A 23741-nucleotide genomic window follows, 5' to 3' on the forward strand; every position below is an offset into this window, starting at 1 on the left:
TATTTTATAAATTGTAAGATTATTTTAAACATGCTAACGTAATTGAAAAATCACTGGAGAAAGTCTTATGAAACTCGCTGTATACAGTACAAAGCAATACGACAAAAAGTATCTGCAGCATGTTAACGAGGAGTATGGCTTCGAACTTGAATTTTTCGACTTTCTGCTTAACGAAAAAACCGCTAAAACTGCCCATGGCTGTGATGCAGTCTGTATTTTCGTTAACGATGACGGTAGTCGTCCAGTGCTGGAAGAGTTGAAAAAGCAGGGTGTGAAGTACATCGCGCTGCGCTGCGCGGGCTTCAATAACGTGGATCTGGATGCAGCGAAGGAGCTGGGTCTGCAGGTGGTACGCGTCCCGGCCTACTCGCCGGAAGCGGTGGCTGAACATGCCATCGGCCTGATGATGTCCCTGAACCGCCGTATCCACCGCGCATACCAACGCACCCGTGATGCGAACTTCTCTCTGGAAGGTCTGACCGGATTTACCATGTACGGCAAAACCGCCGGGGTGATCGGCACCGGTAAAATCGGCGTGGCGGCACTGCGGATCCTGAAAGGATTTGGTATGCGTCTGCTGGCCTTTGACCCCTACCCAAGTGCAGCCGCGCTGGATCTGGGCGTGGAGTATGTCGACCTGCCGACCCTGTACGCGGAGTCTGACGTGATCTCCCTGCACTGCCCGCTGACCGCAGACAACTACCATCTGCTGAACCAGAGCGCTTTCGACCAGATGAAAGATGGCGTGATGATCGTTAACACCAGCCGCGGCGGCCTGGTGGATTCACAGGCGGCCATCGAAGCCCTGAAAACCCAAAAAATCGGCGCGCTGGGGATGGACGTTTATGAGAACGAACGCGATCTGTTCTTTGAAGACAAGTCTAACGACGTGATTCAGGATGACGTGTTCCGCCGCCTGTCCGCCTGTCACAACGTGCTCTTCACCGGCCACCAGGCGTTCCTGACCGCCGAAGCGCTGATCAGCATTTCAGAAACCACGCTCGGCAACCTGAAACAGCTGGAGAAAGGCGAAAAGAGCCCGAACGCGCTGTTTTAAAAGCTACATCTAAAACAATGAATCAGCTTCAGGATAATAAAAGGCTAACAGCGGCGCCAATGTCCGGCTGAAAATCGCTGAGGCGTTGACCGCAGGCCGGGGCGAGGCGCAGGGACGCCCGACCCGATAGCCGGAGGGAAGAAGCCGAAGGGACCGCGAAGCGGCGATTTTCTTGCCGGGAGCCCGGGTTGCCAGGGTGGTGGCGGTTGAGCCACCCTGGCACGTTCACGGGTTACTTTGTACCAAAGAAGCAGCGTACATAAAGTGAACGGAACCTTCTCAACAGCTGCATGTTACTTGCCACAGGCGCATTAAGCCTCGCCCGGCGGCGCTTCGCTTGCACGGGCCTACAACCCCAACCCACATTTCAGATTTGCCCGCAAGACAATCCCACCCAGCGCAATACACTATCCAGTAGCTATTTACGAAGTGAATATATTGAGAAGAAACATGAAAACGCTCGTCGCAGTAACACTCCTCAGCATGGCGCTGACAGGCTGTGTCAATCCAGGGAAAGCCTCTGTACAGGAAGAACAGCTCCAGCAGCACCGATTTGTGCTGCAAAGCATCAATGGCAGCGTCGTTGCCCCGGTCACCACACCACCGGAAATCACCTTTGGCGAAAAAATGGCGGTATCAGGCGTGATGTGCAACCGCTTCAGTGGCCAGGGTAAGCTTTCTGACGGCGAGCTTAAGGTTAAATCACTCGCCATGACGCGTAAGCTGTGCACCGAGCCTCAGCTTAACGAACTGGATCACGCCATTGGAACGATGCTGCGCAGCGGTACGCAGGTCGATCTGACGGAAGACGTATTAACCCTGGCGACGGCCGAGACGACGCTGGTCTTTAAGCGGGCAGAGTAATCAGTAACTACCGCACGAACCTACGGCAAGCGACTGTTCACTGCAGCGTTTGCCGTTGGGCAGCGCGCACATGCCGATAGCGGAACCATCCAGCTGGCGCGCAACGGACAGCGAGCCGCCAATCATGGCACAGTTGGCCTCGCCTGAACTGGACATTGCCGCTCTCATTCCCGGCGCGACGTGCGCGGCGGTTGCCTGTTGGACAGGTTCATTGCTGCAGGCCGACAGTAACAAAACGGCACACCCAACCCATAATGCTGCGCGCATAATCTCTCCCCATGTTGAATTGCAAAACCTATGCATAATAGGCACCACACGCCCTGCCGTCGAGAGCCGAAGCGCAGTTTTCTGCGTTGTCAAAACAATTGCAGACTATTTTCAGGCAAAAGTTTGATCAAACCCTGAATGACGCGAGCAGGCAGGACACAAAAGCGAAAATCGTTTCAGCGCCCCTTTGCTAAACTGAAAAGATAATTACAGGACGCGTCGATGTGTCACGGGTCCCTCTTTCTTTGCGCAATGTAAGGGTGTCATATGCAAACTATTGACGGCAATGGCGCAGTCGCGTCCGTCGCGTTTCGCACCAGTGAAGTGATCGCCATCTACCCCATTACACCCAGCTCGACCATGGCGGAACAGGCCGACGCCTGGGCCGGTAACGGGCTGAAAAACGTCTGGGGTGATACGCCTCGCGTGGTCGAAATGCAGTCGGAGGCCGGGGCGATCGCCACCGTCCACGGCGCGTTGCAGACCGGGGCGCTTTCCACCTCGTTTACCTCGTCCCAGGGGCTGCTGCTGATGATCCCGACGCTGTATAAGCTCGCGGGACAACTCACTCCGTTCGTGCTGCACGTGGCGGCACGCACCATCGCCACCCATGCCCTGTCGATTTTTGGCGATCACTCCGACGTGATGGCCGTACGCCAGACCGGTTGCGCCCTGCTCTGCTCCGGCAGCGTGCAGGAGGCGCAGGATATGGCGCTAATCTCCCACATGGCGACGCTGAAAAGCCGCGTGCCGTTTATTCATTTCTTCGACGGTTTCCGCACCTCCCATGAGATTAATAAGATTAAGTCGATCTCCGATGACACCATCTTAACGCTGCTGCCTCAGGCGGAGATTGACGCCCACCGTGCCCGCGCGCTGAACCCGGAACACCCGGTGATCCGCGGCACCTCCGCCAACCCGGACACCTATTTCCAGTCCCGGGAGGCGACCAACCCGTGGTACGACGCGGTGTACGACCACGTGGACCAGGCGATGGCCGATTTTGCCGCCGAAACCGGGCGCGAGTACAAGCCGTTTGAGTTTTACGGCCATCCGCAGGCGGAACGCGTCATTGTGATCATGGGTTCCGCGATTGGCACCTGTGAAGAGGTGGTGGACGAACTGCTGCGTCGGGGCGAAAAAGTGGGCGTGCTGAAGGTGCGTCTCTACCGGCCGTTCTCGGCAAAACACCTGCTGGCGGCGCTGCCGGAAAGCGCGAAATCGGTGGCGGTGCTGGATCGCACCAAAGAGCCCGGCGCCCAGGCCGAGCCGCTCTATCTGGACGTGATGACCGCCCTGGCAGAAGCCTTTAACAGCGGTGAGCGCGAGACGCTGCCGCGGGTCATTGGCGGGCGCTATGGGCTGTCATCCAAAGAGTTTGGCCCGGACTGCGTGCTGGCCATCTTTAACGAGCTGAGCGCCGCAAAACCGAAACCACGTTTTACCGTCGGCATCTATGACGATGTCACCCATCTTTCCCTGCCGCTGCCGGAAAATACGCTGCCGTCAACCGCGAAGCTGGAAGCGCTGTTTTACGGCCTGGGCAGCGACGGCAGCGTGTCGGCGACGAAAAACAACATCAAGATTATCGGTAACTCCACGCCGTGGTATGCCCAGGGTTATTTCGTCTATGACTCGAAAAAAGCCGGGGGGCTGACGGTATCCCATCTGCGTGTCAGCGAACAGCCAATCCGCTCAGCGTATCTGGTGTCGCAGGCCGATTTCGTCGGCTGCCACCAGCTGCAGTTTATCGATAAATACCAGATGGCCGAACGCCTGAAACCCGGCGGGATTTTCCTGCTCAACACGCCATACAGCGCCGATGAGGTGTGGGCGCGCCTGCCGCAGGAAGTGCAGGCGGTGTTGAACCAGAAAAAAGCGAAGTTCTATGTTGTTAACGCGGCCAAAATCGCCCGCGAATGTGGCCTGGCGGCACGTATTAATACCGTTATGCAGATGGCGTTTTTCCATCTGACCCACATTTTGCCAGGCGACAGCGCCCTGATGGAACTGCAGGGCGCCATTGCCAAAAGTTACAGCAGCAAGGGCCAGGAGCTGGTGGAGCGCAACTGGCAGGCCCTGGCGCTGGCCCGGGAATCGCTGGCGGAAGTGCCGTTGCAGCCGGTGAATGCCCACAGCCCGAACCGCCCGCCGGTGGTGTCGGACGCGGCACCAGACTTTGTCAAAACCGTTACCGCCGCGATGCTGGCCGGTCTGGGCGATGCCCTGCCCGTTTCGGCCCTGCCGCCGGACGGCACCTGGCCGATGGGCACCACCCGCTGGGAAAAACGCAATATCGCCGAGGCGATCCCCATCTGGAAAGAGGAGCTGTGCACCCAGTGTAACCACTGCGTGGCGGCCTGCCCGCATTCGGCCATTCGCGCCAAAGTGGTGTCCCCGGAGGCCATGGAGAGCGCCCCGGCCAGCCTGCACTCGCTGGATGTGAAATCCCGCGACATGCGCGGGCAGAAATACGTGCTGCAGGTGGCGCCGGAAGACTGCACCGGCTGTAACCTCTGCGTGGAAGTTTGCCCGGCCAAAGACAGACAGAACCCGGAGATCAAGGCCATCAACATGATGTCGCGCCTTGAGCATGTGGAAGAGGAGAAAGTCAATTACGACTTCTTCCTCGATCTGCCGGAGATCGATCGCACCAGCCTGGAGCGCATCGATATTCGTACCTCGCAGCTGATCACCCCGCTGTTCGAATATTCGGGTGCCTGCTCCGGCTGCGGCGAGACGCCGTACATCAAGCTTCTGACCCAGCTGTACGGTGACCGGATGCTGATCGCCAACGCCACCGGCTGTTCGTCGATTTACGGCGGCAACCTGCCGTCAACGCCGTACACGACCGACGCCAATGGCCGTGGTCCGGCATGGGCGAACTCCTTGTTCGAGGATAACGCCGAGTTTGGTCTGGGCTTCCGCCTGACGGTGGATCAGCACCGCGTCCGGGTGATGCGTTTGCTGGAGCAGTTTGCCGATAAGATCCCGGCCGAGCTGAATACCGCCCTGCACAGCGAGGCGACGCCGGACGTGCGCCGTCAGCAGGTGGCCGAGCTGCGCCAGGCGCTGGCGGGTGCAGAAGGTGCAGAGCAGCTTTTGACCGATGCTGATGCGCTGGTCGAGAAGTCGATCTGGCTGATTGGCGGCGACGGCTGGGCCTATGACATCGGCTTTGGCGGCCTGGATCATGTCCTGAGCCTCACCGAGAACGTCAATATTCTGGTGCTGGATACCCAGTGTTATTCCAATACCGGCGGTCAGGCATCGAAGGCGACGCCGCTGGGCGCAGTGACCAAGTTTGGCGAGCATGGCAAACGCAAGGCGCGTAAAGATTTGGGCGTCAGCATGATGATGTACGGTCATGTTTATGTGGCGCAAATCTCGCTGGGTGCGCAGCTAAACCAGACGGTGAAGGCGATTCAGGAGGCGGAAGCCTATCCCGGCCCGTCGTTGATCATCGCCTACAGTCCTTGCGAAGAGCATGGCTACGATCTGGCGCTCAGCCACGATCAGATGCGCCAGCTGACCGCGACCGGCTTCTGGCCGCTGTATCGCTTTGACCCGCGCCGCGCCGATGAGGGCAAACTGCTGCTGGCCCTGGACTCGCGTCCACCATCAGATGCGCTGGCAGAAACGCTGATGCAGGAACAACGCTTCCGTAGGCTCAACGCCCAGCAGCCTGAAGTGGCAGAGCAGCTGTGGAAAGATGCCGCCGCGGACCTGCAAAAACGTTACGACTTCCTGGCGCAGATGGCCGGAAAAGCCGAGAAATCGGTAAGCGAATAGCCCGTTTAAGCCCGGCATGACCGGGCTTTTTTATTCATAAAAAAAGGCCCGCCAGAATATTCAGGCGGGCCGCTTCCATTAATGAATAAATAACAGCTCAGCTAGTTAAACTCTATTTAATCAATTAGCGAAAAAAACACTACAGACATATAACGTGCTGAGTGTACTGATTTCGACCGACAAAAAGTAATTTTTATTTCGTATGAAATCGCCTAATACATTCACCAAAATTATGACTATTTCCACCGCAGTAATTTCTTTAGATTTTACTTACCTGGTAACAATTATGTTTTATCGCCTGGTGAGAGTAGTGATTTAGCATGTGACCACTTTCCAGCGCAGAAAGTTCCACGGAAAGTACAACAATATTTAAAATATAAAAACAGCAGAAGGATTAGTCACAATGCAAAGAAAAGTACTGGCTCTGATGATCCCGGCCCTGTTAATGGCTGGCGCAGCACACGCAGCGGAAATTTATAATAAAGACGGCAACAAATTAGATCTGTACGGTAAAGTAGACGGTCTGCATTATTTCTCTGACGACAGCAATGCTGACGGCGATCAGACGTATATGCGTCTCGGCTTTAAGGGCGAAACCCAGATCAACGATATGCTCACCGGCTATGGCCAGTGGGAATATAATATCCAGGCAAACAATACCGAAGGTTCTGAAAAGCAGTCCTGGACCCGTCTGGCCTTTGCCGGTCTGAAATTCGGCGATTACGGTTCATTCGACTATGGCCGTAACTACGGCGTGTTGTACGACGTGGAAGGCTGGACCGATATGCTGCCAGAGTTCGGCGGCGACTCCTACAGCAAAGCCGACAACTTTATGACCGGTCGTGCGAACGGTGTGGCGACCTACCGTAATAACGATTTCTTCGGCATGGTTGAAGGCCTGAACTTCGCGCTGCAGTACCAGGGCAACAACGAAGATGCCGGTAACGGTAATGAAGGCACCAACAATGGCCGTGACGTGCGTAATGAGAACGGTGATGGTTTCGGTATCTCCACCTCTTATGACTTCGGCATGGGCATCAGCGCAGCCGCGGCCTACGCCTCTTCCGATCGTACCAACGCTCAGATTAACGAAACTACCGCAGGTGGCGACAAAGCTGACGCGTGGACGACGGGTCTGAAATACGACGCCAACAACATCTACCTGGCGGCGATGTACTCTGAAACCCGTAACATGACCCCGTACGGTAATAATGACCACGCGGTAGCTAACAAAACCCAGAACTTCGAAGTGACTGCGCAATACCAGTTCGATTCAGGTCTGCGTCCGGTGGTTTCTTACCTGCAGTCCAAAGGTAAAGATCTGGGCAACGGTCAGGGCGATCAGGATCTGGTTAAATATGCTGAAGTTGGTGCGGCTTACTACTTCAACAAAAATATGTCCACCTACGTTGATTATAAAATCAACCTGCTGGACGAAGACGACCAGTTCTACAAAGATAATGGTATCGGCACCGATGACATCGTAGCATTGGGTCTGGTTTACCAGTTCTGATGAAATTAGCCCGCGTTTCGACGCGGGCTAACTCTTTATATTTCTGAACCATTCTGCTTTATTAATATTCCTGCCAGCATGTCGTTCAAATATCCTTACTTTACCCTCACCTCTTTTACACACTTTTTGTTGCACCAGCTGGGCTATCTGATACAAGATTAATCGCATGTCTGCCTGGCTGTAAGGACTCGCTATTATGAATCATCATACCGTTAAATCTTCGCGCATCGCCTCGATTGCCTATGACAAATGCAATGAAACGCTGGAGATCCGTTTTCTGGATCGCAGCGCCTGGCAATACCAGCCGGTTCCGGTACGGATTTTTAACGATTTTTTGAACGTGGTTTCAAAAGGTCGTTTTTATGATGGCGTCGTAAAGGGCAAATTTAAAGAGAAAAGAGTCGCCTGACCCCCTCTCAACCGGGCCTTTACTCGTCCGGGGTGGCGCGGTAGCTCAACACGCCAGCCACGCCGCCACCGCCATCATTGGGGTGAACCCTGCCTTCCATCACCAGCACTTCCGGGAAATCAAACGGCGAGACGCCTTCAATGCAGGCGACGTTGACGCCATACTGGTTCGGATTTGAACGCCGCTGGTGGAAAGTGTAAATCCCGCATACTGAACAGAAGTAGTGCGCCGCTGCCTGAGTATTAAAACGGTACTCGGTCAACAACGCCTCTCCCTGAATAATTTTGATACCGGATAACGGCGCAGAGAACGCGACCGCCCCGCGCATCCGACAGTATGAACAGTTGCAGCGCCGGATAGTGTTGAACCCGTCGGTGAGTTCGACGGTAAAGCGAACCGCGCCGCAGTGACACTGAGCAGTGACATTATTCGCCATTGCAGGCTCCTTTAAGATAAGCATACCCTACACGAGCAGCGTCAATTCACGCTGCGTACCGGCTAAGTGTATGCCAGACGCCCCATCAGCGGCGGATATTTTCCTCCGCGATCTTTTTCAGGTAGGCCTCCTGAAAGAGTTGTTCTGAGTAGGTGAGCTTCATCAGCGGCGATAAATAGGGTGCATCAAGTTCGATTAAATCGTCATCATTCTGGTATCTGGCATATTTATCGCCGGCAAAGGAGATCTGTTTTTTCTGCACGACATATTTATGCGCCAGCATACTTTCGACTTCATCGAACCGACTCTTATCCAGCTCGAGCATAATGGCAGTGATCCTGCCGGCCTTATTGAAGATCACGGCGTTGTTTTTTACCCCCTCTAATCCCAGCTCCCGATTGGGGATAGAGAATATATCGCCGTCGCTCCACTTACTGCGCCCTTCATGCAGGGATGAGGGATAAGCCTTAATAAATTGCTGTAACGTGGTTTCGCCTAACGTCAATCCCATCGCGGTGGTGTTCGCCCGGGCAGATGAAAACACAGTCAGTAAAATGAAAATACCTACCAGTACTTGCCACTGTTTACGCATCGTTATCACCTCATTGTAATCGTCCTGTTTTTGTCCACCATCGTCTTTATTACCTGTCTCTTCTCTATCGTACAGGGTCAATTATTAACGGCCTATGCGCCTTTCTGGTGAGAGAGTGGCGTTGAAACAGCACGACTTACTGAGTGAGGAGACGGCGAAAAAAGCATAAAAAAGCCACCCGTAAAAACGGGTGGCGGGGTATGACTCACGGTCAGCTATTTTTTAACAGGTTGGGGCTTCTTATCACCCGATTCCGGCGCTTCGCGCGGGTCATCTTTTTCAACAAACTGCATGAGTACCTCCCTTTTTTATGGATGGACTACAACTATAGCGTTGTTTACCGAAATTCAGCCAGGCGGCAGCGGCGAAAATACCGGCGCACTGGAACACGCGCGTTTGCTGCAAAACGTGCTGACATTCATCGCCGTAATCCGTACCATACACGCCATACTTTTTCATGTTGATCTGCAGCCCGCCTTATCAAAGTGTGAGCCGCCTGAGCTGCTTTAGCCACAAACGAATTGAGCCACTATTAAATGTCGCAAAATCAAGATATTACCAAGAAAGAACAGTATAACCTGAACAAACTTCAGAAGCGTCTGCGCCGTAACGTTGGCGAAGCTATTGCCGATTACAACATGATTGAAGAAGGCGACCGCATCATGGTCTGCCTGTCTGGCGGCAAAGACAGCTACACCTTACTGGAAATTTTGCGCAATCTTCAGCAAAGCGCGCCGGTAAACTTCTCCCTCGTTGCCGTTAACCTGGATCAGAAGCAGCCGGGCTTCCCGGAGCATATTCTGCCGGAATATCTGGAGAAGCAGGGCGTCGAGTACAAGATTGTTGAAGAGAACACCTACGGCATCGTTAAAGAGAAGATCCCGGAAGGGAAAACCACCTGCTCGCTCTGCTCCCGCCTGCGCCGCGGCATTCTGTACCGTACGGCTACCGAGCTGGGATGCACCAAGATTGCCCTGGGTCACCACCGGGACGACATTTTACAGACGCTGTTCCTGAACATGTTCTACGGCGGCAAAATGAAAGGTATGCCACCGAAGCTGATGAGCGACGACGGGAAACACATCGTGATCCGCCCTCTCGCCTACTGTCGCGAGAAGGATATCGAGCGCTTCTCCGAGGCCAAAGCCTTCCCGATCATTCCATGCAACCTGTGCGGCTCGCAGCCAAACCTGCAGCGTCAGGTGATTGCCGACATGCTGCGCGACTGGGACAAACGCTATCCTGGCCGGATTGAAACCATGTTCAGCGCGATGCAGAACGTGGTGCCTTCGCACCTGTGCGATATCAACCTGTTTGATTTCAAAGGCATTAAGCACGGTTCGGAAGTGGTGAATGGCGGCGATCTGGCGTTTGACCGGGAAGAGATCCCAATGCAGCCGGCGGGCTGGCAGCCAGAAGAAGATGACACTCAGCTGGATGAGATGCGTCTGAACGTTATTGAAGTGAAGTGATTTTAACGCGTCTCAGCGTGAATGCTGAGACGCTTTCCCGCCCGCTTATTTCAGCAGACGAACCCGGCAGCTTTTGCCTTTGATCTTTCCGTTTTGCAGCTGTTTCCACGCCTTTTGTGCCACAGACTGTCGCACCGCCACATACACGTGCGCAGGATGCACGGCGATTTTACCGATATCTGCACCGTCCAGCCCAATGTCCCCTGTCAGCGCCCCCAGCACATCACCCGGACGCATTTTGGCTTTTTTACCGCCGTCGATGCACAGCGTTGCCATCTCTGCTGCCAGCGGCGTAATGCTGACGTTTGCCGGGGCATCCACCCAGTTCAGCTTAATTTGCAGCATTTCAGCCAGAATATTGGCGCGCTGCGCCTCTTCCGGCGCGCAGAAGCTGATCGCCAGACCGCTGTTACCGGCACGTGCGGTACGGCCAATACGGTGAACGTGCACTTCCGGATCCCAGGCCAGTTCGTAGTTCACCACCAGCTCCAGGGATTTGATGTCCAGACCGCGGGCGGCGACGTCGGTGGCAACCAGCACACGGGCGCTGCCGTTGGCGAAACGCACCAGGGTCTGATCGCGATCGCGCTGTTCCAGGTCGCCATGCAGCGCCAGTGCGCTCTGACCCGCCCCGGCCAGGGCATCACATACCGCCTGACAATCCTTTTTGGTGTTACAGAACACCACGCAGGAGGCGGGCTGATGAATGCTGAGCAGCTTTTGCAGAAGCGGGATTTTGCCACGCTGGGTGGTATCAAAGAACTGCTGCTCAATGGCCGGCAGCGCGTCGACGGAATCAATTTCAATGGCAAGCGGATTTTGCTGCACGCGACCGCTGATAGCGGCGATCGCCTCCGGCCAGGTGGCGGAGAAAAGTAACGTCTGGCGCGTTGGCGGCGCAAAACGGGTCACTTCGTCAATGGCGTCGCTGAAGCCCATATCCAGCATGCGGTCGGCCTCATCCAGCACCAGGGTTTGCAGCGCATCCAGAGACACCGTGCCCTTCTGCAGGTGGTCGAGCAGTCGCCCGGGGGTGGCGACGATAATGTGTGGGGCATGCTGCAGAGAATCACGCTGCGCGCCGAACGGCTGTCCGCCGCACAAAGTTAAAATTTTGGTGTTCGGCAGAAAACGTGCCAGGCGACGTAGCTCCCCCGCGACCTGATCTGCCAGCTCGCGCGTCGGGCAGAGCACCAGGGACTGCGTCTGAAACAGCGTGGCGTCTATCTGCTGCAACAGCCCAAGGCCAAAGGCAGCCGTCTTACCACTGCCGGTTTTCGCCTGCACACGGACATCGCGTCCTTCCAGGATCGCTGGCAGCGCGGCAGCTTGTACAGGGGTCATCGTCAGGTAGCCCAACTCGTTAAGGTTATCGAGTTGGGCGGCAGGCAGTACGTTCAGCGTTGAAAAAGCAGTCACAGTTATTCTCGCGGTAAAAGACTCACAGTCAGCAGGCGCGTATCCTCGCAGATCTCCGCCTCTGATGCGACATTTTAATCGGCACTTCGTCAGGCGGTGGGTCCGGCATCGGCTGTGGACGGGGGATCGGATCGGGAACGGGCACAGGATCGGTTGGCACCGGGTCCGATAGCCGCGTGGGTTGCAGCAGCAGTGTTAAGAGCATGGCCATATTACCCTCCAGAAAACGCGTTTGTCTCTTTTAGGGTAGTCGCTGCTGGGTTGCAGGCAAAAAAAAGCCGACTTATTTAAGTCGGCGTCGTACGAATCAATTTTGCTATGCAGTAATTCAAAAAAGGAAGTAAGACAATATGGAGCGCAACGCCCATCGCTTGACGTTGCATTCACCTGCGAGAGAGATATTGCACCTTATGGGTAAATCGTTTTTTGACTTCGCTCAAGTAAAATGGCGTTTTAAGAAACTTACAGCGCCGAAAAAACGTAAATTTACAGCCATTTACTGCGATGTAACCACCATGCAACACCACCAATCAAAACCACTAACATGATGCAGAACAGCGAAAAGCCGAAGCGGAAATCCCCGCCGGGGATGCCCCCAAGGTTGACGCCAAAAAGCCCGGTCAGGAAGGTGCTGGGCAAAAAGACCATCGCCATCAGTGACATGGTGTAGGTTCGTCGGGAGAGCGACTCCTGCATCACCTGCGCAATTTCGTCGGTCATGACCGCTGTTCGGGCGATACAGGCGTCAATTTCATCCAGCCCGCGCCCCAGCCGCTCGGCGATATCCTGCATTCTGCGGCGCTGATCGTCGCTCATCCAGGGCAGCCGCTCGCTTGCCAGTCGGGCATACACATCGCGCTGGGGCGCCATATAGCGGCGCATCACGATAAGTTGCTTGCGCAACAGCGCCAGAAAGCCCCGGGGCGGTATCTGCTGATCGATAAGATTGTCTTCCAGGTCGATGATTTTATCGTGCAGCTCTTCAATAAACTCACTGGCGTGATCGGTGAGCGCGTCACAGACATCCACCAGCCAGCCCCCGCAATCTTGCGGGCCGGTGCCCTCTTTCAAATCGCCGATAACATCGTCCAGCGCCAGCACTTTTCGCTGCCGGGTTGAGACAATCAGCCGCTCGTCCATATAGAGACGCATCGCCACCAGCTGATCCGGCCGCTCATCGGTACTGCCGTTGATGCAGCGCAGCGTAATTAATGTTCCCTCGCCCATGCGGGTGACGCGTGGACGCAGGCTCTCTCCCGCCAGGGCGTCGCGCACATTGTTGGGTAATAGCGGCGTCGATGCCAGCCAGTGGGCGCTCTCCGGGTGGGTGTAATTCAGGTGCAGCCAGCAGGGATGCTCCCTATCGATATTATCATCGTTGGTAAGCGGCCTTGCCCCGCCCTTACCGTCCAGTACCCACGCAAAAACTGCGTCAGGAACGTTAACTTCCGATCCTTTTATGCCTTCCACAGCGCCTCCGCCAGTAGCTGTTCTTTGCTGTCAGTCTAGCCACCCTGGCAGCTTAAGCAACACTTTCTCCCGGCATCGCGCTGAATTTATTCATAAAAGAGACTATTCCTGAACGCTACTCGCCATAAAAAAAGCCTGGCGAACCAGGCTTTAGTTTCAGGCACGGGCGGGATAGCTTCGCCCGTCAAAGGTGGGCGCAGAAGTGCCCTGATCCAGATGGAAGTTTCGGGTGCGGGTTTGCAGTTCAACGACCTGATTCTTCAGCACCGCCGACGAGCCCGACAGCTCCTCCACCATCACCACGTTGCTCTGGGTCACCTGCTCCAGATCGCTCAGCGCCTGGGTGATCTGTGCGATACCTCTCTCCTGCTCGTAGGTGGAGGTGGAGATTTCGTCCATCAACTTGCTGACCTGCCCGGAGCCGCTAACGATCTCGTGCATGTTTTTCTCGGCTTCAGCCACGACCATCGCCCCCTGGCTGACGTTGCTGCTGGTAACATCGATCAGGGATTTGATATTTTTTGCCGCTTCGGCGCTGCGATGGGCCAGGCTGCGTACTTCCCCCGCAACAACGGAGAAGCCTTTGCCATGATCGCCGGCACGGGCGGCTTCGACCGCGGCATTCAGCGCCAGGATATTGGTCTGGAAAGCGATGCCATCAATCAGCGTGATAATTTCCGTCATCTGCTGGGCGCATTCAGTAATGGAGTGCATGTTGTTGGCAACCTGCCCCATCAGCTCGCCGCCTTTTTTTGCCTGATGTGTGGCGATACTGGCTTTCTCATTGGCGAGACGGGTGTTATCAGCGGTATTTTTGGTGGTGGCGGCCATCTGTTCCATGCTGGCTGAGGTCTGGATCAGAGACGCCGACTGCAGTTCGGTTTTAGAGGCCAGCGCCGTACTACGGGCGGCAAGTTGTTCGGAAAGCGTCATCGCGGTATGGGATGAAGAACGGATCTCGCGCACCAGAGTAGCGAGATTGCTCGACAGCGTGTTGATGCCCGGAATCAGTCTGCCTGCACAGTTATTACCAAACTCCGGGATCGTGACCCCCAGGTTGCCAGAGACGACCTCTTCGATACTCTTTTTCACCGTATTGATTGGCACGACCAGATATTGCGTCATGTAGACCCACAAGAAAATCAAAGCGCCGACAAATAAACAGTTAAGCAAAATTAACAGAGATGTTTGCGGTGCTAAAAATATGGCCAGAACATCAATGACAACAAACACAACTACCAGATAACTCAGAATAAAAGTCCTCACACTTATATTTCTAAGCATAATAGATCCTACAACAGTATTTTCAGAAGGTAACAACTATATAGCATTCAGGTTTTAGTTTTTCACTCACATTTCGCACAGACAATTTATTAATATCAAAACCTCAGAAATTTGCGTTAAGTGAGTACACGACACCATTCAGAACCTGATTTAACAAACTAATCTCCAAAAAGGCACCAAACAACACCATGGCGCACTACAATTGCGTCACTTATCAATTTGATTTTTTTATACTTAACTCACGCCGCCTTTGCAGGCAGTGATTATTTTTCCATGCTCAAAATACGCACGATTAAATATACCTTACGATTTTACTGAAAAAATATTAATGTTTTCCGGCGTCGGTCCGATACTGAATTAAATAGATGCCATAGTGTCCGGGCAGTTTCCTGTAACGCCGTCAGGGTGTCTGTATAGTTTTCAACACATAAAGAGTGCCAGTGAATAAAAAACTATTCCAGCTGGTAAAATTAATTCGAATTTCAGGCTGAAATCACAAAAAAATCCTGTCCGATCGAATGAACTAGAGTATGTTTCAGAGAAGCCCACGCGTGCCGCTCCGTTGTGGCCCTCAGGTATTTTATGTGCCGAAAATTGAGACTAACCTATGTCGCTTTCAGGGTTTGATGCACTGGATATGCTTATAACGCCCGTATGGTTGGTATCCCCGGTAACGGAGGATGTGCTTTTCGCCAATACGGCAGCAAAAACGATTATGCAGGGCGCAACGCTGGACATGCTGCGTAAAGGTGTCTGCTCCGCCCATGCGCAAGCCACACTCGCGATGTACGTGCCTGATTTAAAAAACCGCCAGGATATCGTCGAAATCTGGAGCGTAGTGATAGATCGCCAGCAGACCAGCCTGACCTGCCGGCTCTCACTGGCCGTTTTTGCATCTCTCGGTGAAGTGATTGTTTTTGAGGGGGTTGCCCGCCAGCCGGTAACGGGATTAAAAGCGACCCGTTCAGGCACCTATCAGCGCAAGAAACAGGGCTTCTACGCCCGATTTTTCCAGACTAACAGCGCCCCGATGCTGTTAATCGATCCCGCCCGGGACGGCCTGATCGTGGATGCGAATCTCGCAGCCCTCAACTTTTACGGCTATATCCATGAGGAGATATGCAGCAAGCACACCTGGGAGATCAACACCCTGGGACGCAATATCATGCCGGTGATGATGGAGATTGCACGTCTGCCGGGCGGTCATAAGCCCCTCAACTTTGTTCATCGCCTGGCCGATGGCTCCACCCGGCACGTACAAACCTATGCCGGGCCGATTGAGATCTACGGCGATAAACTGATGCTCTGCATTATTCATGATATTACCGAGCAAAAGCGTCTTGAACAGGAGCTTGAATATGCCGCGCTGCGCGACTCATTAACCGGACTGCTCAATCGCCGTCAGTTTTATAATCTTACCGACCAGACCTCACCGAACCATCTTCCGGCCCAGCAGGAGTTCAGCCTGCTGCTGGTGGATACCGATCACTTCAAGGGTATTAATGATGTGTTTGGGCATCAGAAAGGCGACGAGGTGTTGATTGCCCTCGCAAGGACGCTGGAAAACAGCAGTCGAAAAGACGATTACGTGTTCCGCTGGGGGGGTGAGGAATTTGTGCTGCTCCTGCCACGCACCTCGCTGGATGCGGCGATGCAGATTGCAGAGACCCTGCGCGCAGCCATCGCCCGCATTGCTATTCCCGGTTTGCCCCGCTTTACTGTGAGTATTGGCGTTGCGCGGCATAACCCGGATGAAAGCATCGACGATCTGTTTAAACGCGTGGACGATGCGCTGTATCGCGCCAGGAGTGATGGTCGTAATAAAGTGCTGGCGGCCTGACAGCGCCTGCCGGCGTCCTCTGTCAATTGATTCATTTAGGAGTGGCGATGATGAGCAAGAAAATCCTGATGCTGGTTGGCGATTACGCTGAAGATTACGAAACCATGGTGCCCTTTCAGGCATTGCAGATGATAGGTCATCAGGTTGATGCGGTCTGTCCTGATAAAAGCAAAGGCGATTTTATCATGACGGCGATCCATGATTTCGACGGTGCCCAGACATACAGCGAAAAGCCCGGTCACCGCTTTGTACTTAACGCCGATTTTACCGGGGCGAAAGAGGCGGATTACGACGCATTGCTCATTCCGGGCGGACGCGCACCGGAATATCTGCGTCTGAATGAGAAGGTACTTGAACTGGTACGCGCCTTTGACCAGGCAGGAAAACCGATCGCCGCCGTTTGTCATGGCCCGCAGCTGCTGGCCGCCGCTGGCGTCCTGAAAGGACGAACCTGTAGCGCCTACCCTGCCTGCGCCCCGGAAGTCCGTCTCAGCGGCGGAGAGTACGCCGACATTGGTATAGACCAGGCGCACGTCGACGGCAATCTGGTTACGGCTCCGGCCTGGCCTGCCCATCCGCAATGGCTGGCGAAATTTGCTGAGGTATTGCAGAAGTAAGAGGTGAATTACCGACAGGCTGAGCGTTCAGGCCAGCCTGTCGACAGCCTGAAAAAAGCGCTCCTCGGTCATGATGACATTGTCTTTTAAGCTCTGATGTTCCCGACGGATAAACCAGCCTGTTTCCGGCGCCATGCTCAGACAAAACACCTGGGTGGTGCCGTAAGCCTCCACACGCATCGTCACAACACCTCTCTCTTCGCCCTGACAGAGCTGTTTCGGGAGTATAGTGACGCTGCGGTCACCGTTCTGTAACTGGATGGTGGTAATGTCGTAACGGCTTATCCCACTCCTGAGGCTGTAGCCAATCGTGCTCAGGTCATGGATATGTTTGGTTGAATACCTGACCTCGATTCCCGATCCTGCAAACCACTGATCCAGTTGTTGCGCAAGCGCATTCATACGTGCGCAGAATGCCCTGACTTCTGCCTCAACCGAATGCTTGCCAGAAGGTACACTGGCACTATTGTGCTGCACTTTTTTGAAGAAACGCTCTCTGGCTGACACGTTGTCGCCCCTGTAATTTCTGTTTGCCCGAACGGTTTTATTCAGCCGGGGTATTTTTCAGCACAGCATAAGACGCAATGAGCTGCTGCAGATGTTGTTCGAGCTGGTTCTGCCGGATGGCTGTGCTGGCTTGTCCTGATGGGATGACGGAGAGCTGGCGAAGTTGTTCCTCTGCCGGAACGGTGCGGTTAAGCGACTGCAGAACGGCGAATACCGCTGATTTCAGCTCACTGACGGTCATATATTTGCCCTTCTGTTCGTCCAGCGCGTTGAGCCGGGCCGCCAGTTGCTCAAGTTGCGTCACCCCCTCGTACCAGCCGGTCAGATTTTCTGGTGCCAGTGCAACAGACACCTTCTGCTGTTGCCACTTCTGCGCCAGGCTCTTCCCCTGTTCCGGCCATAGCCTGAGCGCCTCTTCTACCAGATAATCGCCATAGCTTAACGACCAGTCTGGTTTTAAGGCCATTAACCGCGCCAGCTGCTGCTGCGTCTCAATAATTCCATTTTCAGCTGAGTGAGGAGACTGATGCAGCTGCTCACCAGTAAGCGCCGTGGGTAAAGGGGTAAGCGGCTTCTGTACAGGTTCAGGCTGCTGCATGACCCGCCATCCTCCTGCCAGGATCCCTCCCAGCACCAGCATGGCCACCATACCGGCAGCAAACGGCTTCCAGGGCTTCGCGGGTGGCGGAGGCTCAGTCATCCTTGTCGGCCGCGATTCAGGCTGAACGACGGGCTCGGACTTAATGTGCTCTGTTGGTTCACTCAGGGTTTCAGCCGGTACGGCAACGTGCTCAGGCAGCTTACTATCCAGCCCATCTGTCTGTCCTGAACGTATTCCCGCACTATGTATCTGTGCTCGCAAGGCGTCGAGTTGGCTGACGCGCATCACGTCCAGACGCTGCAATATGTCGTCCAACAGATTCAGATGTCCTTCCGCCTGCAACAGCTGGCTGTGGTCGGCAGATGTCAGGGACTGGCTACGCAAGACCCGCTGAAGCCTTTGGATCAGGGTGTTGAGGATTTCCATCCGGGCCTGCACTGATTGTGGCCACAGATTGTCCCATTCACGCGTGACCAGCGCGGTGACGATCGCTAACCCCTGGTTCAGTCCAGACACTCCCGACAGGTGGACGCGGGCCAGGGAAAACCAGGCGGCGGTTTGCAGATCTACGCCGTTGTGTTCAAACAGGGACAGGCACCGTTTTTCCACATGCTGCCAGTTCACGTCCGGCCGCGCCGGATGGGTCAGCTTGTTCATCTCATTACGCAGGGCGACATAGTCCGCAAGCGTGCGCGGGTCGCCCCCGGTTTTAAGGGGACGTTCAGAAAGTGTTGTCATGGTATTTTTAGTCTGAAGAAGGGCTAAATTGCGGAACGGGCGTCCAGGTACTGCTGTTGTTTAAGGTGGCGGATAAGCACCCTGCCCTCGGGCATAAAATCCGTGCCGTAGCGTACGAGACCGATGCCTTTGAGTTCGGCATCAATAGCGTAGCGCAGTTCCCCAGGCTGGGTCTGATCAAGCATCACTACCGTGATTCTACTCAGACGGGGCTCATATTTCAGCAGCACCGTCGAGAGCGTGGATATTAACTGGTGCGCCGATCCCGGCATTCCCTGGAGAATTCTGGTCATATCCGGCAGACCGTAATCGGGGAGATGTGCCAGCGTACCGGCACGGGTGTTCAAAATACGCTGAATGTTATCTAACACTGACAAAATGACCTGTTCTTCTTCGTTTACAACTTCAAGAGAAAGGTCACCTGTGAAATTTCCGGTAAGAACTTCGTATAGAGAAGGTGATTTATAGTTCATTTATTGCTATCCAATATATTTCAGGCCAAATATTATTGAAGCTTCTGTGTTATGAATATGTCTTTTCCATAATTAACAATGAAATTACTGATGTATTCATCCAGCACAGTATGAAAAAATTATTAAGCCCTCACATTGTGAATTTTTTGTCAAAGCTTACTTGCAAAAAAATCATGCTTACTATTCATGAATAATGTATATGGAAGAAATGCCCCAGAGCATCAAGTGCAGACAGATATCACGGGCTTTACGAAAGGTCACCAGAGTGAGTATAACGCCCTCTTTAAGGTCGGTAATCACATCGCCCTGCGGCTCCAGCACCTGCCCGGGCGCGAGGTGTGAAGCGTTGCTGAACAGGTGGATACGGGCTGATTTGTTGAGCTCCCGCTCGTGGTGAAGCCGGGCATAGAACGCACCGGATTCCGTTTCCAGTTCAGAGCCGGCGTCATCACCCGCCTGAACTAAATGTCCCCCTTGAAAGGCTCACTCAGTGCTTCCCGGCCGCGAAAGCGCAGGACATCCGGCCTCACGGTACTGTCATTAATATCCAGAAAGTATCGGGTCTGTCCGTCAAAATAATATCTTTGTAATCTTTAAAAATTTTTCTGAAATACTTGCAACTTATAGGTTGCATAAATATCCAGACAACCTTTAAGGGTTGATTAACTGACGCAACCGCCTGATGACGGGATGCCTGATTGATTGCACTTTGATTGCCAGTCCACCAAGGTTTCTTCGAACTATCAACCCTGAAAAACTGATCATATCGCGCCTTCGCCTCCCAGAACTGACACAGCTTATCTTTCCAGCCATCAAACGACACGCCACAGTACTTATATTCCTGTATCTGTTTTGTTTCGGGATTATAAAATGTGCCGCAGATACGCGTCTGGTAGCTGATTGTAACCATACTCCAGCGCGAGCAACGCCTCACCCTCGGCATCACTTTCCCTTCAGGTGGGCAGTTTTCACAGGTCTTTTCATCCGTCTTCGCCTGTGCTCCTGCTCTGGTATCAACACCTTCATATGTCACTGTTTTTGAGTAGTCCATATCGTCTTCCCAGAAATCGCCGTGCGTCTCTGCACTGACCGCCATGGGATTATTCAGCATCGAATCATAGGGTTTTCCCTGATAATCAAACCCTCCGGCCCCCTGACGCGATCCATTGCCTGAGTCAGGATATGTAGTGGTCAAGTAATATTGGCCACGGTTTTACTGTAAAAATGGTACCGGCCCGAGCGTTCAAAATACCCTGGATATTATCCAGTACAGATAAAATGACCTGGTCTTCTTTGTTTACAACTTCAAGGGGAAGATCCCCTGTAAAGTTGCCAGTAAGAATTTCGTATAAAGATGGTGATTTTCTATCGGGCATTTTGACCTCAGGAATTTTGCTGAAATGATCGACTTCTATTTTCAATAAATGTTGAAGAGTTCATGTATTGAACTCTATCATTACAATGCCTAATCAATAAAATAATGAGTAAAAAACGCTCCACCATTTTTTGTTTTTTACTGGGATTGTGTAACCTTCGGTAAAATCATTTACACCGTTAAGAGATAATGATTTTTCTGCTCCATCCGAATCGTCAGGGAAAAGTATATCATTTCCAAAGATAGTATATTGGTCTGTAAATCCAAATGGTGAACTTTGGCCTAAATAGTTGTTTTTTGAATCATACAACACCAAAAAAACATCATCTTCGAAAGCCCATTGAAAAAATGATACTGGGGTAGTGGGCAAGACATAGTAAGCCACAGCTTTATATTTCCCATCCTCACTAATTTTTTCATGTGTTTTGTTGAAATCTCCAAAGAAGGCTGTGGGTGATAGAATCATCCACACTATTACAAATGGTGTGATTAATAGATATGTTTTCAACTTTTTTATTTTGCTCATAGAATCACCAAGCGGTCTTTATCTAATGGTGGCATCCAAAATTAATCAGAAAAACTATATAGTCATTACCAGTACCACGCTTATTTTGCCATTTTCTGAAGCCGGAGTTAAATACCGGAACAAAGCCGGAAAACATTCGAACTAAAAGACCAAATGCACCTGATGTGTAAGATGACATATACGAAACTGTTTCTGCCTTATTTAGAATTCGATCCTTTCCCCAAACACCCAAAGATTCCGGTATGTCGATGCTAAATTTATCATCATCTAGAAAGTCATATGTATCTTTAATATAAAACCCTAAAGACTCAATGGTTAGCGTATGTTTGCTATTAAGCAGGCTAACTGTCCCTCGCACGCATACTTTTAAATTACAATTACCAATTGCGCCATACCAATCATTTACTGTATCGAATTTACTGCCGATTATAAGAAAGTTGGCCTGAGCAGTTGCATCTAATTCTTTTACATTATCCGAAAAACCAAACTTAACCGTTTCGCCTTCTGAGATTTTTATTTTTGAGAAATGCTTTTTTAATATCTTTCTGCTATTTATGGTGTTCCACGTTGACCTAAGCTCATTGATGCCAGTTTTAACTTGAGAATACTGAATCGCCCATGCCATTTTCACGATGTTATCATTAACTTTAGAAGGGGGGATACTTCTTGCATCGCAGTTTAGAAGTTCAGTTTTTGATTCTTTGTTAAATGAGTAAGCAGGGGAAATACTGAACCAATGTTCCATTAGCTTGGGTGCCATTTCCCAGCCCATGTTTCTCATTGCATTGGGAATGCATATCAATGTGGAAGAAATCAACACTGACCTTCTTTTCCTGCTGCTCCTGCTCTTTTGTTGTGGTTGTTGATGAAACTGCCATTACCTTGTCCCCGCTCTGATCTGGAAAACATAGTTCAAATTTACATTTTCTTCGGTTTCTGAATTTATTGCATGCGTCAGAGCTGAATCAGTTCTTCCAACCACTGTACCGGTAGGTGTCTGCAATTGATATGCAAATTCCATATCTTCAGATCCTGTTAAAGAATCCAGGACCCTGAAACACGCTGTATTTGGACCGCATGATAAATTTGGTAATGGAGCGGGCATTCTAGCAATACCCTGACCCAGGGTACTGCTTCCCGCTGCCATCGTCCTTTTCGTCCTGCGCAGATACGTCGCCGTCGTGCCATACTCGATTATTCCGGCCTCCAGCCGCAGATAGCTCCCGCCACCAATCAGCGTGATACGTTTCTTCCCGGCAAACGAGATGTCACTGGCTGAGCTCAGCGTCAGCTTCTTCTCTGCAAACAGCCGCATTGCCGCATTCTGCGCCTGGACCTCCACCGGCCCTTCGCCGGACTTCAGGCTCAGTTGGCCGGTGCGGGCAAAGAGCCCCAGCGTCTCCCCGGCCAGCAGCGTCGTATTACCCATGGTGCCGGCGCTGATATCCTCCCCGGCGTTAATGGCAACGTTTTTTGCGGCTGTCAACTGCAGATGCTGGTTAAGCCGGTCGATTTACTTCAGCGTAGCGCTCATCCCAGCGGTTTCGTCTGCACTTCCGCGCTGACAAACAGCCCCTATGGCTCGCGGTACGACATGCGGACCTCAAACGGGTAGTTAAGCTGACTGTCGACCAGGATGTACACATCCATTTCGCGGGTGTCATCCCTCCCGTGCGCCAGTAAATCCCCACCTCGGACAGAATGCGCTGGATAAACTGCAAGTCCGTTTCCCGCCAATGGGTGATCAGTTCACGCTGCAAGGCAGATTAAAGCTCCGTCATCAACGGTAACAGACCAAGATCCAGAAGCTTAATTTCTATATCGTTAGCTTTTCCGATATGTTCTTTGTTGTTACCATCAAATATTTCCTCAGTAGACACAATAATAGTGCCTTTCTGTTTCTCGCCATCCATTACTGGTACAACTCTGGCTGCTTCTGGAATTAATTCTGTTAAGAGTATGTGTGGAATGTATAACATCCAACCTACAGCCAGTCTTTCCGGGAAAACATTACGCTCCAACAGATTGTATCCATTTGAATCGATGCTCATATAAGAACAATCAAAAGACAAAGCCAGTTGGGATACGAATGATATAAATCGACTAAATAGGTTTTCTTCATTATTTACAACTAAACTCACCTCTACTGAAGCTCTATTTCTCTCATCATAAAACATTTTTCTATAAGAGATGCCGCAGCTATGTTCATCATCATTGGCATCCCACACGCCATCAACAAACATTGGTATATTTTTCTTATATCGGCGTTCCCATTTCAAACGAGTATTATCTGTTATATTTCCATTCTGAAACGCCACCTCATTTAGAGCTTGCTTTCTGGAGTGACCTGTTTCATACCAATCTTTTTTTACCTGAGATAAGTTGTTAATTTGCACTATGATAAAAGTAAAATGCTCAATTATTTGTGAAAGCTGAATGTCAGAATTTTTGATGCGAAAATCAAAGTTTACTATAAAACGTGCACCCAT

The 23741-nt window shown here is 52.3% G+C and carries 23 protein-coding genes and 3 pseudogenes; 8 read left to right on the forward strand and 18 right to left on the reverse strand.

Translation table 11 applies throughout. The features are described 5' to 3' along the window. The first annotated feature begins 67 nt into the window (after positions 1–67). Together NB069_RS12200 and hslJ are read left to right on the forward strand one after the other, a co-directional pair. A complete protein-coding gene (locus NB069_RS12200) occupies positions 68–1057 on the forward strand; it encodes a 2-hydroxyacid dehydrogenase (protein ID WP_250583889.1) in 990 nt (329 codons plus the stop codon). 450 nt (positions 1058–1507) lie between these two features. Further along, on the forward strand, positions 1508–1921 hold the full coding sequence (hslJ, locus tag NB069_RS12205) for a heat shock protein HslJ (RefSeq protein ID WP_250583891.1): 414 nt from the start codon (positions 1508–1510) through the stop codon (positions 1919–1921). Here the strand turns inward: hslJ and NB069_RS12210 are convergent, their stop codons facing one another. Further along, positions 1922–2188: a putative hemolysin gene (locus tag NB069_RS12210; protein WP_250583893.1), complete on the reverse strand. Its 267-nt coding sequence runs from the start codon at positions 2186–2188 to the stop codon at positions 1922–1924. A 267-nt stretch (positions 2189–2455) separates the two neighbouring features. On the opposite strand from NB069_RS12210, the gene nifJ reads away from it, so the two are divergent. The 3 genes from nifJ (at position 2456) to NB069_RS12225 (ending at position 7902) form a co-directional block, all read left to right on the forward strand. Then, positions 2456–5980, forward strand: coding sequence for a pyruvate:ferredoxin (flavodoxin) oxidoreductase (gene nifJ / locus NB069_RS12215; protein WP_250583895.1), 3525 nt, complete (start codon positions 2456–2458; stop codon positions 5978–5980). A 403-nt stretch (positions 5981–6383) separates the two neighbouring features. Beyond that, on the forward strand, positions 6384–7493 hold the full coding sequence (gene ompC / locus NB069_RS12220) for a porin OmpC (RefSeq protein WP_250583897.1): 1110 nt from the start codon (positions 6384–6386) through the stop codon (positions 7491–7493). Positions 7494–7689: 196 nt separating this feature from the next. After that, the gene (locus tag NB069_RS12225; RefSeq protein ID WP_250583899.1) at positions 7690–7902 is read left to right on the forward strand and encodes a KTSC domain-containing protein; all 213 of its coding nucleotides are present in this window, start codon (positions 7690–7692) and stop codon (positions 7900–7902) included. A gap of 19 nt (positions 7903–7921) precedes the next feature. Here NB069_RS12225 and NB069_RS12230 read toward each other — a convergent pair whose 3' ends face one another. The 3 genes from NB069_RS12230 to NB069_RS12240 form a co-directional block, all read right to left on the reverse strand. Then, positions 7922–8338 (reverse strand): GFA family protein, encoded by a 417-nt coding sequence (locus tag NB069_RS12230; protein WP_250583901.1) that lies wholly within the window; start codon positions 8336–8338, stop codon positions 7922–7924. 85 nt (positions 8339–8423) lie between these two features. Continuing rightward, positions 8424–8930, reverse strand: a complete 507-nt coding sequence (locus NB069_RS12235; protein ID WP_250583903.1) for a hypothetical protein — start codon at positions 8928–8930, stop codon at positions 8424–8426. Positions 8931–9145: 215 nt separating this feature from the next. Next, positions 9146–9223, reverse strand: coding sequence for a hypothetical protein (locus NB069_RS12240; RefSeq protein WP_250589509.1), 78 nt, complete (start codon positions 9221–9223; stop codon positions 9146–9148). Positions 9224–9466: 243 nt separating this feature from the next. Between NB069_RS12240 and ttcA the strand changes: the two genes are divergently transcribed. Beyond that, positions 9467–10402, forward strand: a complete 936-nt coding sequence (gene ttcA, locus NB069_RS12245; protein WP_250583905.1) for a tRNA 2-thiocytidine(32) synthetase TtcA — start codon at positions 9467–9469, stop codon at positions 10400–10402. A 45-nt stretch (positions 10403–10447) separates the two neighbouring features. On the opposite strand, the gene dbpA is transcribed toward ttcA, so the two are convergent. The 4 genes from dbpA to NB069_RS12260 form a co-directional block, all read right to left on the reverse strand. Continuing rightward, complete coding sequence (dbpA, locus tag NB069_RS12250) at positions 10448–11821, reverse strand: ATP-dependent RNA helicase DbpA (RefSeq protein ID WP_250583907.1); 1374 nt, start codon at positions 11819–11821, stop codon at positions 10448–10450. 28 nt (positions 11822–11849) lie between these two features. After that, the gene (ynaL, locus tag NB069_RS22495; RefSeq protein ID WP_284677015.1) at positions 11850–12026 is read right to left on the reverse strand and encodes a proline-rich small protein YnaL; all 177 of its coding nucleotides are present in this window, start codon (positions 12024–12026) and stop codon (positions 11850–11852) included. A 281-nt stretch (positions 12027–12307) separates the two neighbouring features. Next, complete coding sequence (gene zntB, locus NB069_RS12255; protein WP_250583909.1) at positions 12308–13291, reverse strand: zinc transporter ZntB; 984 nt, start codon at positions 13289–13291, stop codon at positions 12308–12310. Between the two features lie 156 nt (positions 13292–13447). Next, complete coding sequence (locus NB069_RS12260; protein ID WP_250583911.1) at positions 13448–14575, reverse strand: methyl-accepting chemotaxis protein; 1128 nt, start codon at positions 14573–14575, stop codon at positions 13448–13450. Between the two features lie 607 nt (positions 14576–15182). Here NB069_RS12260 and NB069_RS12265 point away from each other — a divergent pair. Together NB069_RS12265 and NB069_RS12270 are read left to right on the forward strand one after the other, a co-directional pair. Then, positions 15183–16415 carry a sensor domain-containing diguanylate cyclase gene (locus tag NB069_RS12265; protein ID WP_250583913.1) on the forward strand — a complete coding sequence of 411 codons (1233 nt, stop codon included), beginning with the start codon at positions 15183–15185 and terminating at the stop codon, positions 16413–16415. Between the two features lie 50 nt (positions 16416–16465). Then, on the forward strand, positions 16466–17032 hold the full coding sequence (locus tag NB069_RS12270; RefSeq protein ID WP_250589510.1) for a DJ-1/PfpI family protein: 567 nt from the start codon (positions 16466–16468) through the stop codon (positions 17030–17032). 27 nt (positions 17033–17059) lie between these two features. Here NB069_RS12270 and NB069_RS12275 read toward each other — a convergent pair whose 3' ends face one another. The 10 genes and pseudogenes from NB069_RS12275 to NB069_RS12320 form a co-directional block, all read right to left on the reverse strand. Then, positions 17060–17539, reverse strand: a complete 480-nt coding sequence (locus NB069_RS12275; protein ID WP_250583915.1) for a hypothetical protein — start codon at positions 17537–17539, stop codon at positions 17060–17062. Positions 17540–17576: 37 nt separating this feature from the next. Continuing rightward, positions 17577–18878, reverse strand: a complete 1302-nt coding sequence (locus NB069_RS12280) for a VasL domain-containing protein (RefSeq protein WP_250583917.1) — start codon at positions 18876–18878, stop codon at positions 17577–17579. Between the two features lie 23 nt (positions 18879–18901). Further along, on the reverse strand, positions 18902–19351 hold the full coding sequence (tssE, locus tag NB069_RS12285) for a type VI secretion system baseplate subunit TssE (RefSeq protein ID WP_250583919.1): 450 nt from the start codon (positions 19349–19351) through the stop codon (positions 18902–18904). Positions 19352–19558: 207 nt separating this feature from the next. After that, positions 19559–19810, reverse strand: a pseudogene (locus NB069_RS12290) (type VI secretion system tip protein VgrG); the annotation flags it as partial. 67 nt (positions 19811–19877) lie between these two features. After that, the gene (locus NB069_RS12295; protein WP_250583921.1) at positions 19878–20546 is read right to left on the reverse strand and encodes a Tox-REase-5 domain-containing protein; all 669 of its coding nucleotides are present in this window, start codon (positions 20544–20546) and stop codon (positions 19878–19880) included. Between the two features lie 28 nt (positions 20547–20574). After that, positions 20575–20727, reverse strand: a pseudogene (locus NB069_RS12300) (type VI secretion system baseplate subunit TssE); the annotation flags it as partial. A 93-nt stretch (positions 20728–20820) separates the two neighbouring features. Then, entirely contained in the window at positions 20821–21252 is a 432-nt protein-coding gene (locus NB069_RS12305) for a DUF6201 family protein (RefSeq protein WP_250583923.1), read from the reverse strand. Positions 21253–21274: 22 nt separating this feature from the next. Continuing rightward, positions 21275–22072, reverse strand: a complete 798-nt coding sequence (locus NB069_RS12310; protein WP_250583925.1) for a DUF6402 family protein — start codon at positions 22070–22072, stop codon at positions 21275–21277. A 57-nt stretch (positions 22073–22129) separates the two neighbouring features. Next, positions 22130–22750 (reverse strand): annotated as a pseudogene (locus tag NB069_RS12315) (DUF2345 domain-containing protein); the annotation flags it as partial. Positions 22751–23018: 268 nt separating this feature from the next. Then, the gene (locus tag NB069_RS12320; RefSeq protein ID WP_250583927.1) at positions 23019–23741 is read right to left on the reverse strand and encodes an Imm52 family immunity protein; all 723 of its coding nucleotides are present in this window, start codon (positions 23739–23741) and stop codon (positions 23019–23021) included.

Origin of the sequence: Leclercia adecarboxylata (assembly GCF_023639785.1) — a bacterium.
In the GTDB taxonomy this organism is placed as follows: Bacteria; Pseudomonadota; Gammaproteobacteria; order Enterobacterales; family Enterobacteriaceae; genus Enterobacter; species Enterobacter adecarboxylatus_D.

Coding starts and splice junctions, on each gene's coding strand:
- NB069_RS12265 (WP_250583913.1), top strand. CDS start 15,183: ATGTCGCTTTCAGGGTTTGATGCACTGGATATGCTTATAACGCCCGTA.
- tssE (WP_250583919.1), bottom strand. CDS start 19,351: ATGAACTATAAATCACCTTCTCTATACGAAGTTCTTACCGGAAATTTC.
- NB069_RS12235 (WP_250583903.1), bottom strand. CDS start 8,930: ATGCGTAAACAGTGGCAAGTACTGGTAGGTATTTTCATTTTACTGACT.
- NB069_RS12320 (WP_250583927.1), bottom strand. CDS start 23,741: ATGGGTGCACGTTTTATAGTAAACTTTGATTTTCGCATCAAAAATTCT.
- NB069_RS12225 (WP_250583899.1), top strand. CDS start 7,690: ATGAATCATCATACCGTTAAATCTTCGCGCATCGCCTCGATTGCCTAT.
- NB069_RS12210 (WP_250583893.1), bottom strand. CDS start 2,188: ATGCGCGCAGCATTATGGGTTGGGTGTGCCGTTTTGTTACTGTCGGCC.
- NB069_RS12305 (WP_250583923.1), bottom strand. CDS start 21,252: ATGAGCAAAATAAAAAAGTTGAAAACATATCTATTAATCACACCATTT.
- ttcA (WP_250583905.1), top strand. CDS start 9,467: ATGTCGCAAAATCAAGATATTACCAAGAAAGAACAGTATAACCTGAAC.
- ynaL (WP_284677015.1), bottom strand. CDS start 12,026: ATGCTCTTAACACTGCTGCTGCAACCCACGCGGCTATCGGACCCGGTG.
- NB069_RS12230 (WP_250583901.1), bottom strand. CDS start 8,338: ATGGCGAATAATGTCACTGCTCAGTGTCACTGCGGCGCGGTTCGCTTT.
- nifJ (WP_250583895.1), top strand. CDS start 2,456: ATGCAAACTATTGACGGCAATGGCGCAGTCGCGTCCGTCGCGTTTCGC.
- NB069_RS12240 (WP_250589509.1), bottom strand. CDS start 9,223: ATGCAGTTTGTTGAAAAAGATGACCCGCGCGAAGCGCCGGAATCGGGT.
- NB069_RS12280 (WP_250583917.1), bottom strand. CDS start 18,878: ATGACAACACTTTCTGAACGTCCCCTTAAAACCGGGGGCGACCCGCGC.
- NB069_RS12270 (WP_250589510.1), top strand. CDS start 16,466: ATGAGCAAGAAAATCCTGATGCTGGTTGGCGATTACGCTGAAGATTAC.
- ompC (WP_250583897.1), top strand. CDS start 6,384: ATGCAAAGAAAAGTACTGGCTCTGATGATCCCGGCCCTGTTAATGGCT.
- hslJ (WP_250583891.1), top strand. CDS start 1,508: ATGAAAACGCTCGTCGCAGTAACACTCCTCAGCATGGCGCTGACAGGC.
- NB069_RS12200 (WP_250583889.1), top strand. CDS start 68: ATGAAACTCGCTGTATACAGTACAAAGCAATACGACAAAAAGTATCTG.
- NB069_RS12260 (WP_250583911.1), bottom strand. CDS start 14,575: ATGCTTAGAAATATAAGTGTGAGGACTTTTATTCTGAGTTATCTGGTA.